This is a genomic window from Micromonospora sp. Llam0 (assembly GCF_003751085.1).
Taxonomy (GTDB): Bacteria; Actinomycetota; Actinomycetes; order Mycobacteriales; family Micromonosporaceae; genus Micromonospora_E.
Genome location: NZ_RJJY01000001.1, coordinates 2,450,865 through 2,464,356, shown reverse-complemented (window position 1 = coordinate 2,464,356; position 13,492 = coordinate 2,450,865). Strand labels below are relative to the sequence as shown.

Annotated in this window: 10 protein-coding genes; 4 read left to right on the top strand and 6 right to left on the bottom strand. The window is 66.1% G+C overall.

Features of this window, described 5'->3' with window-relative positions:
- The first annotated feature begins 5 nt into the window (after positions 1-5).
- Complete coding sequence (locus tag EDC02_RS11025; RefSeq protein ID WP_148083412.1) at positions 6-1,064, top strand: hypothetical protein; 1,059 nt, start codon at positions 6-8, stop codon at positions 1,062-1,064.
- Between the two features lie 186 nt (positions 1,065-1,250).
- Here the strand turns inward: EDC02_RS11025 and EDC02_RS11020 are convergent, their stop codons facing one another.
- Positions 1,251-3,041 (bottom strand): diadenylate cyclase, encoded by a 1,791-nt coding sequence (locus tag EDC02_RS11020; protein WP_123601867.1) that lies wholly within the window; start codon positions 3,039-3,041, stop codon positions 1,251-1,253.
- 458 nt (positions 3,042-3,499) lie between these two features.
- Here EDC02_RS11020 and EDC02_RS11015 point away from each other — a divergent pair, with 458 nt between their 5' ends.
- Positions 3,500-4,432, top strand: a complete 933-nt coding sequence (locus EDC02_RS11015; RefSeq protein ID WP_123601866.1) for a DUF6602 domain-containing protein — start codon at positions 3,500-3,502, stop codon at positions 4,430-4,432.
- A 207-nt stretch (positions 4,433-4,639) separates the two neighbouring features.
- On the opposite strand, the gene EDC02_RS11010 is transcribed toward EDC02_RS11015, so the two are convergent.
- Positions 4,640-5,383 (bottom strand): creatininase family protein, encoded by a 744-nt coding sequence (locus EDC02_RS11010; RefSeq protein WP_123601865.1) that lies wholly within the window; start codon positions 5,381-5,383, stop codon positions 4,640-4,642.
- Positions 5,384-5,385: 2 nt separating this feature from the next.
- Entirely contained in the window at positions 5,386-6,720 is a 1,335-nt protein-coding gene (locus EDC02_RS11005) for a helix-turn-helix domain-containing protein (RefSeq protein ID WP_158632137.1), read from the bottom strand.
- Positions 6,721-7,448: 728 nt separating this feature from the next.
- Between EDC02_RS11005 and EDC02_RS10995 the strand changes: the two genes are divergently transcribed.
- Complete coding sequence (locus EDC02_RS10995) at positions 7,449-7,730, top strand: hypothetical protein (protein ID WP_123601863.1); 282 nt, start codon at positions 7,449-7,451, stop codon at positions 7,728-7,730.
- 69 nt (positions 7,731-7,799) lie between these two features.
- Here the strand turns inward: EDC02_RS10995 and EDC02_RS41530 are convergent, their stop codons facing one another.
- Positions 7,800-8,006: a hypothetical protein gene (locus EDC02_RS41530; RefSeq protein ID WP_233605857.1), complete on the bottom strand. Its 207-nt coding sequence runs from the start codon at positions 8,004-8,006 to the stop codon at positions 7,800-7,802.
- 110 nt (positions 8,007-8,116) lie between these two features.
- Here EDC02_RS41530 and EDC02_RS10985 point away from each other — a divergent pair, with 110 nt between their 5' ends.
- A complete protein-coding gene (locus EDC02_RS10985) occupies positions 8,117-8,755 on the top strand; it encodes an Imm1 family immunity protein (RefSeq protein ID WP_370461442.1) in 639 nt (212 codons plus the stop codon).
- A 7-nt stretch (positions 8,756-8,762) separates the two neighbouring features.
- Here the strand turns inward: EDC02_RS10985 and EDC02_RS10980 are convergent, their stop codons facing one another.
- Together EDC02_RS10980 and EDC02_RS10975 are read right to left on the bottom strand one after the other, a co-directional pair.
- Complete coding sequence (locus EDC02_RS10980) at positions 8,763-9,995, bottom strand: MFS transporter (protein WP_123601861.1); 1,233 nt, start codon at positions 9,993-9,995, stop codon at positions 8,763-8,765.
- Positions 9,996-10,142: 147 nt separating this feature from the next.
- A complete protein-coding gene (locus EDC02_RS10975) occupies positions 10,143-12,965 on the bottom strand; it encodes a BTAD domain-containing putative transcriptional regulator (RefSeq protein ID WP_123601860.1) in 2,823 nt (940 codons plus the stop codon).
- Between the last annotated feature and the right edge of the window lie 527 nt (positions 12,966-13,492).

Below are 13,492 nucleotides of genomic sequence, written 5' to 3'. Positions count from 1 at the left end.
GCCCGGTGCGCGGGCAAGTGACCTCGCTCAGACGATCGAACTGGGGCCATCCTTCGTGGCACTATTACATCGCTGGATTTCGGTTGCTGGCGCCGCTCTTAGGCGCGACGTTCCCCGCGCCGAGGTTCGATGACTTCTCGGAGATCGGAGTGCCGATGCTCTTCCTGGACTGCGAGGACGTCGACACGGCGCTGCGGTCGCTTGCCGCAGCGGCAGGCGTCGACGAGGCGACACTTCGCGCGGTGCTACTCGCGTGCGACCCGGACCGGATCGATTGGGCAGAAGACGAGGATCCGTGGGTGGCGGTTCCAAGGGCGCTATTCGCCGAGCTGGACGTGGACATCGGCGACGTCAGCTTCGACGGCGCGTACTACTTCCATGGTACCTGCGTCCTGCGACCGCATGCGTTCCTTCAGGGCGGGATCTTGCCGCTTGGCACGATCCTCGACCGGCTCTGGGATGATTTGTACGGCCTGTGCGACGGTCAGGTGACCCCTGCTCAGTGGAGGGCCCTGCGTCAGGATCTTGAAGGCGAAACCGGCTCGACGCTGCGCGCTGAAGATGGTGCCTGGTTGTACCGCCTGAAGTTCGCCAGTGAGTTCCACCACGGCCCGTACGCATCGCTGGTGCGCGACCATGCGCTCGATCCGATCGATGGTCAGCATGACTACCTAAAGTCTCCAGAGATTATCGAGGACATTGCACGGTGTCTCGGGCTCGGCCTACAGGCACGATTCGAAGCACGGGCGCGGAGTTGCATCGTCAAGTTCCGCCACAGTGAGGTCAATCGGCACACCGTCGAAGCTGCACTGCTCTTCGTATTGGCCCGGATCCACGGACGGCCAATTGGACTCAGCAGCGTGTGCGGGGTCGACTGCCGAGGCGCAGTACCTGCCGCCGCCGTGATGTATGTTGATGAGATCGACATTGCCGGACGAGGCGGTCAGGTGCCAGTTCAGTTATATCGACACCAGGCACCCGGCTGCGCGTCGAGCGAGCCGCTGTGTAGCCGGTCCACAGATCTCGTCGACTCAGATTCGTCGACCACGGGGGCAAGCCCTTAGAGGATTGTCATGGTCAGCATCCGGTGGCCGCGCCATGGGACGAGTCGCCCAAGCGCGCTCAGCGCGGCATGAGCGTGCGTTTGGGCGATGAGCCCAATTTCGCGGCAGAGAAACCATTACCGACTGACCAGCTCAGACGCTCGCGTGAGGGTCGACCCATACAGTATCGTCACCGAGCTGGACGCCCTATTCGGCGTCGAGGAAGTAGCTCGCGTTCATCTCCGGATCCGGGGCGAAGGGCGTCCACCCAACGTGCGTAATGCGTCCGACAGGCCCTTCATTCGGGTCGCGGTCATCCGGGTCTGGCCGGGCGCGGTGCTCCTCAAGCCGTGTCCGTGCCACATTGATCCGGTTGCACTGTTCCGCCGTCAGGTAGAACGCCAGAGACTCGAGATGCTCCCAGTGCCGGAAGAAGACCTCGTAGTCAGGGTCATCGGTCAGCGACTCCTCCAGCTGGCGCACCACTGACTCAACAGATCCGCCTGCCACCTGTCTACGAAGGTTGGGTAGCAGGTTGATCATGCCGTCCTCGCTGACGATGATCACGAGGCATTGACCGCTCTGGGTGTCGTGATACCGCACTGCGGAGTTAAATCGGGCACCTCGGCTCGAGTCACCTTTCCCGGAAGCATGTCCATCGAGGATGACGCCCACGGCATGGCACGCTCCCGTCGGATCGACAAGGATGGCACCGTCGATGCTTGTCACGGCTGCTAGGACCTTCGCACCGAGAAGCTGCGGCCGTACCTGCTGCGCTTGTGGGATCAGGCGCATAGCTTCCTCGCTGGCATTCCTGTGGACAACAAGCATCGTTCCGTGCGACGCCGCAGATGCCGATTCAGCGAGGCCCCACAGGACATCCGCCTCGCTCTCGCCGATCTCGCGGAACACCCGGCGCGCCACGGACTTGAGTTGCTGTGCATCCAACCTGGGCTGCGGCAGTGACGGCCGCGTATTCGATACTCGAAGCAGCGGCACCTGGTCATGGCTCAGTTCCCAGACGCCCCGCGTCATCACGTTAAACACGAACGCGTTCTCGTCTGCAGGTGCGTAGGTGTCGCGCAGACGTGCCAACCCCACAACCTTCTCGCCGTCGCACAAGAGATGATGCTGCGGATCTGCCATCTCGAGCGCCTTGCGCATCGAACGGGTCTCCGAAACCCGGATTGGCTTCACGAATTCTAGAACCGGCTCCACATGTGGGTTCGCCTCAGACGCCAGCAATAACCCACCGGACCCAGAACGGCCCTCGTACGGCTGTACGGAGATCTCATCGAGGGCGACAGTCAGCTCGGACGTGAACTCGTACCCGCTGAACACTGACACCGACTGGACAAACGCACGCGCTGCCTTCCGGATGAGCTCTGATCGGTCAGACCATCGGATCGAGAAGTCCTCCGGCGGAGAGCTGCGACCGAGGTCGGCCGTGGCTGCAGCAAGCAGCTCCCGCATCAACGAGTCCTGGAAGGATGGGACCACCGTGTACCGGTCGATCCGCACCCTGCTCAAAGTCGGCTTCGACTCCCACCGTGTCGTCGGGACAGCAACAACCGGATGAACCGCGTAGGTGCCGTCGACGATCGCCGACGAACCCACGAAGAACGTCAGGCCGGCCCCCTCCGGAGAGCGGGCCAATGCATCCCGGACAGTTTCCGCGCGGAACGAGTCTAGATAGCCACGATGAATTCGCTCATGGTGCCGGTGACTGCCATACATCACTCGCGATTCGTCGCTCTCCTCGTATCGCTGCTGTGCGTCCGCGGCGACTGACGACAGGTCGACTGCCGCCAGTGGGTCGTGCTCAGGCTCGAAGCACACGGGGAAAGCCTGGTCCGGGTCATCGGCGAAACCAACGAGGAACGCCCGGGCGCCGAGACCGAACCCGATCTGCTCGAACACGTCCCGCGCTACGCGCTCCATGCCATTTCTGAAGTAAGGCTGAAAACCCCACATGAACTGCGTAATCGACCTTCTCACAGACCCATCATTCAGGTTCGGACCCGCCGGGTCAACCGCACTGACGATAAACAGATCCAGAACCCGTCCGACTAAGTCCAGTCGGCCTGCACTGGCGCACGAGGACCCGAAAATCGACGCTGCCGGTTCCCGAGCGTCGTGCACCGCTCAGCCTCGCACGGTGCACTACTCTCGGCAGGTCTGAGCGTCCTTGCGGCGGTCGACGCCAACCAGGACGGCTACCGGGAGTGACGGAGGCATTACCATCGGGGCGCGCCCGTTCGGCGGCAGATTCGTGCGCCTGGCATCGAAGAGCGCGGCCGGAGCCACGTCATCTCGGGGGCGGTTTACCGTGCTACATCCGGATCGACGGGCGGTTCCTGGACTCTAACTCGCCGCCCGCGGTCAGCGTGAGAACCTAGCAGCTATGTGTCTCGTGGATTCCCTAGCAGAGGTGGTCTCTCTGGCACAATGTCAGGATGGACGAGCCGGGCCGTACGCACGAGTTGAGCACCTGGGTCACTCAGACCACCAACGAGATGGCCAGCGAGTACGAGAGGATCAGGTCCCGAGCCCTAGAAGATCCCGGCACGGCCGGCGACCAGGGGGAAGAGAACTGGGCGCAACTGCTCAAGGAATGGTTGCCAGCCAGTTATGAGGTCCGCACAAAGGGCCGAATCTTAGCTCATGATGGCGTCGCCAGCCGACAGGTTGATGTTGTTGTGCTCCGACCGGGATATCCGAAGAAGCTCCTCGACAAGAAACTCTATGTCACATCGGGTGTGGCTGCAGCATTCGAATGCAAGCTAACTCTGTCTAGCGCGCATATCACTGAGGCTACCCGAACCGCCGCCGAAATCGCCCGAATGGCCGCGCCTCGAACGGGCAGCCCGTATCGGGAGTTGGTCGGTCCAATCGTATACGGAATCCTCGCGCACTCGCACAGCTGGTCAACGGCACAGACCGCCGTAGAAAAGATTCAGGAGTACGTTCATCGGGGCGAGATGAAGAACGTAGCCCATCCACGCGAAAATATCGATCTCGTCTGCGTAGCGGATACGTGCATTGCATTGAAATCTGTTGAATTCAAGAAGCTTACCAATCTGCCGGGCGACTCGCCCGACCAGCTGTTATGTCTGGTTGGAAACTACTTTGCTTGTACGGGATCGCCCTCAATCGGCTCACTACTGGCCTATCTTTTGATCCGACTTGGCTGGGAAGATGCGCACGTCCGGCCGTTCGCCGAGTATTTCAGGTTGGCCCGCATGCTGTCGAGGTCTTTCGGAGGAGCGGCGAATCTGGACCCGACTGGACTGACGTCAGAGACGGAGGCGGCCGCACGCGAGCGATCGGACAATTTCCTCGATAACCGTCCTTGGCGCTGGGACGAGTGGGCATTCAGTCTCGAGTGATTCATCTTCCCGCGTAAAACCCTTGCTGCGCATCGCGACGCACTCAACTCGGCAGATCCGGACGCTGAGCGCGTCGGCGGATAGTTGATCGTTGTGCACGGTGATCTGGTGATCTTGCTGCACTTCAGGAGCCCGTCTCTGCAGCCGATCGTTGTGTGGTCGGTTCTGCGCTGGAGCGCACGTCGGTCGTTGAGGTGTTGGGGGAGGTCAAGCTGACGGCTGCGGGCGTGGTTGGTCAGGGTTGGGTGTGCTGTTGAGTGCGGTGAGACTGGTGGCGAAGGTGGTGGTCAGGCTGTCGAGGACTGCTTTGCCTTTGGTGGCGGTGGCGGTGGATGGTGCGCCGATGACGCCGGTGTGGGTGTAGCCGCGCATGCCGAGTACGAGGAGGTCGGGTCGTTCGGTGAGGTGGTCGGCGGTCTGGTAGCCGGGGCGGACGAGTTCAGGGCACAGGTGTAGGAGCAGGGAGGTTTCGATCTCGCCGGCGTGCATGTCGTCGTGGCTGGTGCTGTCGAGGCCGGCGTGTTGGCGGGCGGTTTCCCAGTCTGGTCGTCTCGGGTAGAGGGCCATGCGCCGTCGGTTGGTGTTGGCTTCCTGGACGATGTTGGACAGCACGTAGTTGCCGCCGTGGCCGTTGACGACGATCAGCCGGTTGACGCCGGCCTGCTCTAGTGACTGGGCGATGTCGGTGATGATGTGGGTCAGGGTGGAGGAGCGGATGCTGACGGTGCCGGGCCATCCGGTGTGTTCCTGGGAGCAGCTGATGGTCACCGGGGGCAGCAGCATCAGGTCGTAGGCGGTCGCGGCGGCTTTCGCGATGGCGCAGGCCACGATGGTGTCGGTGGCCAGCGGGAGGTGGGTGCCGTGTTGTTCGAAGCTGCCCACCGGGAGGACGGCGACGTCGGCGGCGCGGTGTGCCTCGTCTGTGGTGGTCGCGGTGGAGATCAGGTCCATGATCACAGTCTGGTCGTTGACGCGACGAGGGAGAAGGCGTTGCGGAATTCGATGGCCTCGGTAGGTCCCGACGTCCCCGCGAGCCGACCGTGGAGGTGACTGAGGGAGGTCATCGCCCTGGCCGCCGAGGTCGCAGCGGCCAAAGTCAGCGCGCGGCTGCCTTCAGCACCGGCTTCGGCCAGCCGGTTCGTCGCGGCGTAGGACCGGGCGAGCCAGCTCCGGGTGAGCGCTTCGTCCTGTCGGTAGTCGCCGGGCCAGTCGGTCAGGACGGTTTCCAGGGTGTCGGTCGCTGCGGCGGCGTGGCCGAGTTGGAGTAGGCAGTAGCCCTCGTGGGCGCGGAGGTAGGCGTGGGTGCAGTGGCGGCCGATGGTGTCCGGGTCATCGGCGGTGTGGCCCGTTGACCGGTCGACGAGTTGGTGTGCGGCCTTGATCGCGGTGAGAGACCGCGGTTGGTCGTTGCGGATGGCATGTCCCTGGGCCTGGCGGATCAGGCACAGGGCGCGGTCGCGGTCGGTGAGTGGCACGAGTGTCTCGGCGGTTTCGGCGAGTCCCGTCGCGTGGGTGCCGTCGAGGCGGTCGACGGCCTGCTGCGCTTGGCGCATGATGACGTAGGCGGCCATCCGTTTGTCACCCGCCCGGTGTGCCAGGGTGAGTGCGTGGTTGAGCCAGTGGGTGGCGGCGTTGACGTCGGCGAGGTTGTCGGCGGTCCAGGACGCGAACTCCGCCCATCGTGCCTCCACCGCGAGGAGACGTGGTGTGAGGTCGTCCGGGGCCTCGTGGCGGTAGCGGCGGACGATGGCCAGCTCTCGGCAGACAGCGCCGTACACCTGGCGTGAGCCGAAGACGTTGTGCGAGGCGGCCAGGAGCCGTAGCAGTTCGCTCCAGTGCAGCGCCAGGGCGGGATCGACACCCGCCGGGCCGGGAGCCGGATCGAGGGCGGACACCGCCACCGGCCGGGCCGCGGCCAGTAGGCCGCTCGTTGACGCCTGCCCTGGCGTCTGGAGGGCGTCGGGTGCCGGCGGTACACCGGCATCGGTCTCGCCCCAACGGGCAAGCTGCCTCGCCTTGGCCCTTTCGTGGTCGAACCGCTGCTTCAGTCTCACGTAGGCGTCGTAGCCGGCGAGTAGTGCGCCGCCGGCGTCCAGGGATTGATCGCACCGCTGCCAGAAGATCCGATCGGCTATCTGCTGGCCCCGTTCGACTCCGGCGATGGTGCTGCGGGTGCTGTACACCCGCCCGGCGACATCGGCCTGTGTCAGACCACGCGACCTTCGACGGTGCGCGAGCGCGGCACCGAGCTCTCGTTTGCCGTCCTGGACCTGCCGCGGATCGATCACGAAAGTCCCCGACTCTCCACCACACGTTGGAAGGGCACGATAACCGTTCGACGCAGAGCGAAACCACCGTAACCGGCCGGCGCGCAGACGGGTGAATGGGAACCACGCCGGGCCCTGGAAACACCGCCCCGGTTTCCGGACCCCGACGGCCACCCGCCATGATCAAAACCCGGCCGGACGGGACCGCCTGTGGCCGGACCGGGCGGGACGTGAGGGATGCTCGTCGCACGAGCACCCACGGAGCACCCAATCGACCACAAGGGATGGAAAGGCGAAGGGGTCTGACTGCCGTTTTGGTAGGTCAGACCCCTGTTGATCTTGCGCGCCCGAAGGGACTCTAACCCTAACCTTCTGATCCGGTGCGCCGTGAGGCGCTGTTGTTCGAGTGGAGGTGAAAGACCGTCACCGTCTTCCTGTCGCAGCAGGTGGGCGTAGGCGAGGGCAGCCTGGTCCGGGTGGTGCCGGAGCGGGTGGAAGCGGCCCTGACAAAGCCGGGACGTGCCAGCACTGCCAGATGGTGCGGGTCCGGCGAGCGAGACGAAGAGGAGTACGCGAGGAACCGGCGTCATTACGTCCCTTAATGGGTTACCGGCTCGAAACCTGGTGGATCAGGGCCGGGAGGCGATGATTTCCCGAGCGACGCTGGCGCCGTTCGCACTGTTCGGTGCCCTACTCACCCTCCTGGTCGTCCGCAGCCGGACCACCGGCCCGACGGCGGTGACCCCAGCATGACCACCACCATGGTGCCGGCCCCGCCGGACCGCACCGTCATCGTCCGCGCCGCCGTTGTCGTCGCGGTGGGGCTTCCGCTGATCGCCGACGCGTACACCGTCACGGTCTCCGCGACCCCCCTGGACGACCGACCGATGACCGAGAGCGCCGGCGTCGCGGTCGGCATCATCCTGATCTCCCTCGCCATCCTCCACGCCGGCAACACCGTGACCTGGGCCTACGCCAAATACCGGGCCGCCGGCTCCTCACCACCGCCGTCCTCATCCTGGCCGCCGTGATCATCGTGCGCCACGGGATGAACGAGCCGGCCGACCACTGACGAACCGACCTGAGACACCACCACCCGCCTACCCGGGCCGATGCGCCGCGACGACCTCATCGCCCATGCCATCGCCCACGGCACCGCCGATGCTGTCGGGCGGCTGGACGACCGTGGCACCGGTGTCCGGCAGGGTGAGGTCGTCACCGAACCACTCGGTCGATTCGGGCGGCTCCTCGCCGTCACCGGCCTCCGGCTCGGACGAGGCGGGGAGCGGGTTGGTCTCGGTCGCCACCGGCAGGCCGGTGGTGGCGAGTCAATGAGCAGGCCGGAACTGGTGTCGGTAACCAGGCACGGTCTTGCCGGCGACCGCCCCGGCCGTAGATCGCAGCTAGCGCGTGGTCGGTGGTGACGTCGACGACGGCCTCCCGGGCCCGGCTAGTGCGTTTGACGGCGCCGGGCTACACCGTGGCCTGGGACGGCCCTTCCGCGGCGGAGTCACACTGCGGCAACGAGGTCGCGGTGTCAACCGTCGAGGAGCTCGACCTGGTCCTCGACCGTGTCCACGCGCAAGCGGCTGCCGAGGACCTGCCCTACGCGGTCCAGATCTACCGACCCGGCCGGCACGGCGCCATCATGATCGGCATTGGTCACCGCGAGCGGTCCTTCGTCGACTGGCTTGACCGCAGCCAACCCCACGGTAGCGGCAACCGGCACGCCATCGGCCCGGACCTGGCTCCAGCCGCCGTGGCGATCGCCTTCGACTTCGACCGAGACTGGAGCGAGGTGCCACCTGACCGCACTCGCATTAGCCCGCACCGCGCCCGCGCGTTTTCTCCGTACGGGCCAACGGCCGCCGCACCGTCATGCTGTAGTCGGTTCCGGTCGCCCACCGTAGCCGGCCGTCCGGCGATCGCGCCGGTCCGGCCGATCGCGGGGGATGCGATGTTGCGGGATGATGTGGGGACGTTTTGCTTGTTCTCGCTGGGCCCGGGAGGTGAGTTCGATGCGCGGCGACGGCTGGTGATGACCCTTGTCAGATGATGGCCCCCTATGTTCGTGCGAGGGCCATTGCGACCCCTTGCGGGTTGACGCGTGACCAAGCGGTGGCGGCTATGAGGGCGAACAGCGTTCCTGCGATCCCGGCTGCGCCGATCGTCCCGGCTGCTGTCCCGGTCCATTGTGCGACCAGGCCGCCAGCGACGATGCCGATTCCCTGGACCGCGGTCAGCCCGGAACGGGCGAGTCCCAGTGCTTGGCCGCGCTGGTGGTCAGGAGTCAACTGGACGAAGGTTGCTCCTGCGGTGATCTGGTAGGCGCTACACGCCCCGGACACCGCCAGCAGCAGCAGTGCAGCGCCGAGGGGCGGGCCTAGGAGGTAGAAGACGTAAGGCAGGCTCGCGCCAACCGCTAGCGGGCCGAGCCAGCGTAACCTGCGCGCCTGTCCGATCCAGGCTCGGCCGAGAAGGTAGGCGCCGAGCATGATTCCGGCCGGTTTCGCCGCCATGAGCAGCCCGATTGCGGACGGCTGTGCTCCGACCTGGTCGGCGAAGGGTACGGCCAGGCCTTCAGGGACGATCGTGAATCCGGCTAGCCAGGCCAGCCCGACCAGCGTGCGCAGTCGAGAGTCCGTCCAGATAAGACGAATGCCAGCGCTGACTTGTGAGCCGACGTTGTGCCGGGCGGCAGTGGCTGCTGACCGGGCGGTCGCGGAACGAGCCCGAACCCCGGTGTAGATCAGGATCGCTGAGAGGAGGAACGTCAGCGCGTTTACGGCGAGCGACAGGTGGATGCCGAGCCAGGCGATGAGGACGCCGCCGGCGGCGAAGCCGACCAATTGTCCTGCTTGGAAGGTGATGAGCATGGCGCGTTGTCCCTGCTCGTAGCGGTGTCCGCCGAGGACCGAGGGCAGGGTCGCCCCTTGTGCGGCGCCGAATGGCGCCTCCGCCAACTCGACCAGCACCAGCAGGCCCGCCAGCACCGGCAGCGGCACCCCGGGCAGTGCCATCACGCCGACCAGCGTCGCTCGGACCAGGTCAGCGCTGACCATGACGGTGCGACGGGGAAACCGATCGGCCAGGCCGGACAGCAGTATGCCGCCGAGCAAAGCTGGTAGATAGGTCAGCGCGTAGGTCGCGGCCGTCCATGCTGGTGAGCCGGTGCGCGTGTACACGAGGATGGACAGGGCCACCCGGGCGAACTGGTCTCCGATGATCGATTGGGCGTACGCCAGCCACAGGATGCGGAACTCAGCTACCGAGAACGGCCCGGCGTGTGCGGGCATGGAGGATTCCTGGCCTGTTCCGTTGCGCCTCCCCATGGTCACGAAGCCGACCGTACCCGATGTCTGTCAGTGATCCCTGATCGTTAACCGAGGGGTAATCGACGAAGACGGTAGTGAGGTTTGTGCTGGGCGTCCGCCGGCTGACGTTCACCGGTCGTTGAGTCGGGCGCGGACGTGAGTGGCGTCGGGGTGGCCGAGATCGTTGAGTATGTCCAGGGCTTCCCGCCAGGCTGCGCGGGCAGCGGTCGTGTCACCTGCGGCGCGGTGCGCGTCGCCGAGATTGGTGAGGGTCTCTGCCTCGGTGGTCCGGTCGCCAATGTCTCGGAACAGCTCGACGGCTCGTTTGTTGCACGCGACGGCGTCTGTGTGATTGTCGAGATGCGAGTGTGCGTAGCCGAGACTGGCCCAGGTACGGGCCTCGGCGTCCCGGTCACCGATCTCCCTGCTCAAGGTCAGGGCTCGTTCGCAGTACGTGAGTGCCTGGTGGTAGTCGCCGATCTGGCTGTGATGATGGCCGATATTGTTCAAGGTCAGCGCCTGTCCGGCCAGGTCGCCTGTGGCGCGGTGGAGGTCGAGTGCCTGTTTGTCATGGTTGAGCGCTTCCTGGTGGCGGCCTTGGCGTATGAGGACCATGCCGAGGCTGCGGTGGGTGGCGGCCTGGCCAGCGCGGTCACCGAGTTTGATGAACAGGTCGAGGGCGAGCCTCAGGTGGGTGAGCGCGTCATCGTAGCGGCCGGTCCGGGTGTGGGCGCGGGCCAGCCCGCGGTGGGTGTGGGCCTGTCCGGCCGGGTTGGCTTGGCGTTGTGCTGCATCCAGCGCGGTCCGCTGGGTGGCGGCCAGTTCGTGCCAGTGCCCGCGCCAGTCGAAGAAGCTCTCCAGGGTCCAAGCCAGCCGCCAGGCATGGGCATGGAACCCGGCATGCGCGGCGTGGTGGATCGCGGCTAGTAGCGCGGGGTGCTCGGTGGCGAACCAGGTCAGCGCGGCGCGGTGGTCCCCGAGGGCCTCGGGTGTGACGCCCGGCTCCGGCGGGTCGATGTCGATGGGCTCGCGGTCCGGGCGCAACAACCGGTCGGCGCCGTGAGCGGTGTGCAGGTAGTGGTCGAGTATTCGGCGCGCCGCAGCCTGTCGCGTGGTGTCGGGGTCCACTTCTTCGGCCAGTTCGGCGGCGTAGGCGCGCAGCAGGTCGTGGAAGGTGTACCGACCCGGTGCGTGTTCGGTGAGCAGGTGTGCGTGGGCGAGTTCGGCCAGCGCCGAGCGTACGTGGCGTGCCGGAAGGTCGGCGAGGCTGGCCGCAGCCGGGGCTGTGACATCGAGCCCGGGATGCAGCCCCAGCAGCCTGAACAGTGCGGCCGCCGCTGGGGTGAGAGTGTGGTAGGACCAGGAGAATACGGCCCGCATGTTGGCGGGGTCCCCGTTGTCGAATCCGTCCAGTCCTCCCCGTGCCTGGCGCAGTTGATCGGCTATGGCGGTGAGGCGGAAGCCGGGGTGGGCTGCGGCGCGGGCAGCCACGATCGCCAGGGCCATGGGCAGCCGCGCGCAGGAGGTGATGATGTCCTCGACAGCCTTGGGCTCGGCAGCGACCCGGTCGTGACCGACCCGGTGGGCGAGCATGTCCCATGCCTCGCTGGCGGTGAGCAGGTCCACTGTGAGCGTATGGGCGCCATCGAGGGTGATCAGCCCGGACAGCTGGCTGCGACTGGTGACCAGCACCAGGCAGCCCGGTGTGCCGGGGAGTAGGGGGCGGACCTGCTCGGCGTCGCGGGCGTTGTCCAACAGGATCAGCACCCGCCTACCGGCGAGCAGACTGCGGTACAGCCCGATCTGTCCGTCCAGGCTGGCAGGAATCCGCTGTGGGGCGACCTCGAACGCCTCCAGCAGGGTCCGTACGGCGTCCGATGGTGACACGGCCGCTCCGCTGGGGGCGAACCCGCGTAGGTTGACATACACCTGCCCGTCGGGGAACCGGTCGGCAACCCGGTGCGCCCAGCGCACCGAGAGGGCGGTCTTGCCTACGCCCGCCGTTCCCGCGATCGCCGAGATCACCACCGTCGCGGGTCGCTTGCCAGCATCGGGTAGCGTGGCGGCGGACAACGAGTCGAGCCGCTCCAGGTACGCGGAGCGACCGGTGAAGCCAGCGACGTCCGCGGGTAGCTGCCGCGGAACCACGGACTCGGCCCGCCGCGGTGCTCCGGCCGCGGTAACGTGCAAGGATGCTGCGGGTACCGCCGGCCGCTCACGGTTGAGGATCGCTTTCTGCAACCGGCGTAGCTCCTCGCTAGGCTCCACCCCCAGCTGTTCGACTAGACTGCGTCGCGCCGTGTCGAAAGCTGCGAGTGCCCCTGCCACATCCCCGGCCGCATGGCGTGCCTGGACAAGCAGCGCATGCGCCCGCTCCCGCAGCGGCTCCACCGCCAGCAGGTCGCGGGCCCGCGCCGCAGCCCGGTCGACCGAGCCCAGCCCGAGCAGCGCCTCGGCGTGTGCCTCCATCGCGGCCAGCCGCTGTTCATGGACCGCCACTCGCCATCGGCTCAGCGCCGGGCCGAGCAGCACGTCGGCCAATGCCGGCCCCCGCCACAAGTCCAGCCCTTCCTGTAGCCGTCCCGCAGCCGCCCGCAGGTCACCACGATCAAGCGCGGCCCGCCCTGCGGTGGCCAGTTCCTCGAAGCTCGCAAGGTCGAAATGAACCGGATCGACCTTCGCTATGTAGCCGGCGCCGCGCTTTTCCACAATCGGCGCGTCCGCCGCCGCGTTCAACAGGCGGCGAAGGCTGGCGGTGTAGGAGCGCAGATTGTCCAGCGCGGATGGCGGCGCTTGCTCCCACAACTCGTCTACGAGCACCTCGGTGGGGACTACGGTGCCCGCCCGCACCAGCAGCAGCGCCAGAGCCGTCCGCTGTTTCGGCGAGCCCAGCAACACCGGCTCCGCCCCGCTCCACAGCTCCAGCGCCCCGAGCACCCGTACCCGCACCATGCCCCCCAAACAGTGACGCCAGTCAACAAACCTTGCAGCTAGGCTACAGATGCCCGAACGGTGGATGTGGTCATGTTTCTGACCGGAAGTGGTTGTGGTTCAGGGCAGCGCAGTCTCCGACATACCGGAATCGTGTGTCAACACTGCCACGAGAGCGTGCCTGTCACGGCCGCATCGTCATCGCCTTGTTCAGACGCGCGATGCTACCCCTGTTGTGGACCAGACTGGACGAACCAACCACCGCGCCGTGACCGTCGTGCCCGTTGCAGCGAGTAGCGAATACCGGAGGCGCCAAACAGAAATCGCGACCCTCTATCGACAATCTGTTGGATACCGATCGGCGCTCTGTCTGCCACCACAGTAGCGTCCGTCAAGTGCTGAGCGAGACGTTCCTACATCCGAACAGGTCGATGGTTACAGGTGCTGACGCGGTACGGAGGTCGAAGGGACGGCACGCCCGCCCGGATGGCTATGGGGTGCTGAGACTGTCCTTGAACTCGACGGAGTGGTCCATCGCCACGCCTTAC

What these genes read in the sequence shown, in the direction of transcription:
- EDC02_RS11015 (WP_123601866.1), top strand. Translation starts at nt 3,500, where the DNA reads ATGGACGAGCCGGGCCGTACGCACGAGTTGAGCACCTGGGTCACTCAG.
- EDC02_RS11010 (WP_123601865.1), bottom strand. Translation starts at nt 5,383, where the DNA reads ATGGACCTGATCTCCACCGCGACCACCACAGACGAGGCACACCGCGCC.
- EDC02_RS10995 (WP_123601863.1), top strand. Translation starts at nt 7,449, where the DNA reads ATGACCACCACCATGGTGCCGGCCCCGCCGGACCGCACCGTCATCGTC.
- EDC02_RS10980 (WP_123601861.1), bottom strand. Translation starts at nt 9,995, where the DNA reads ATGCCCGCACACGCCGGGCCGTTCTCGGTAGCTGAGTTCCGCATCCTG.
- EDC02_RS10975 (WP_123601860.1), bottom strand. Translation starts at nt 12,965, where the DNA reads ATGGTGCGGGTACGGGTGCTCGGGGCGCTGGAGCTGTGGAGCGGGGCG.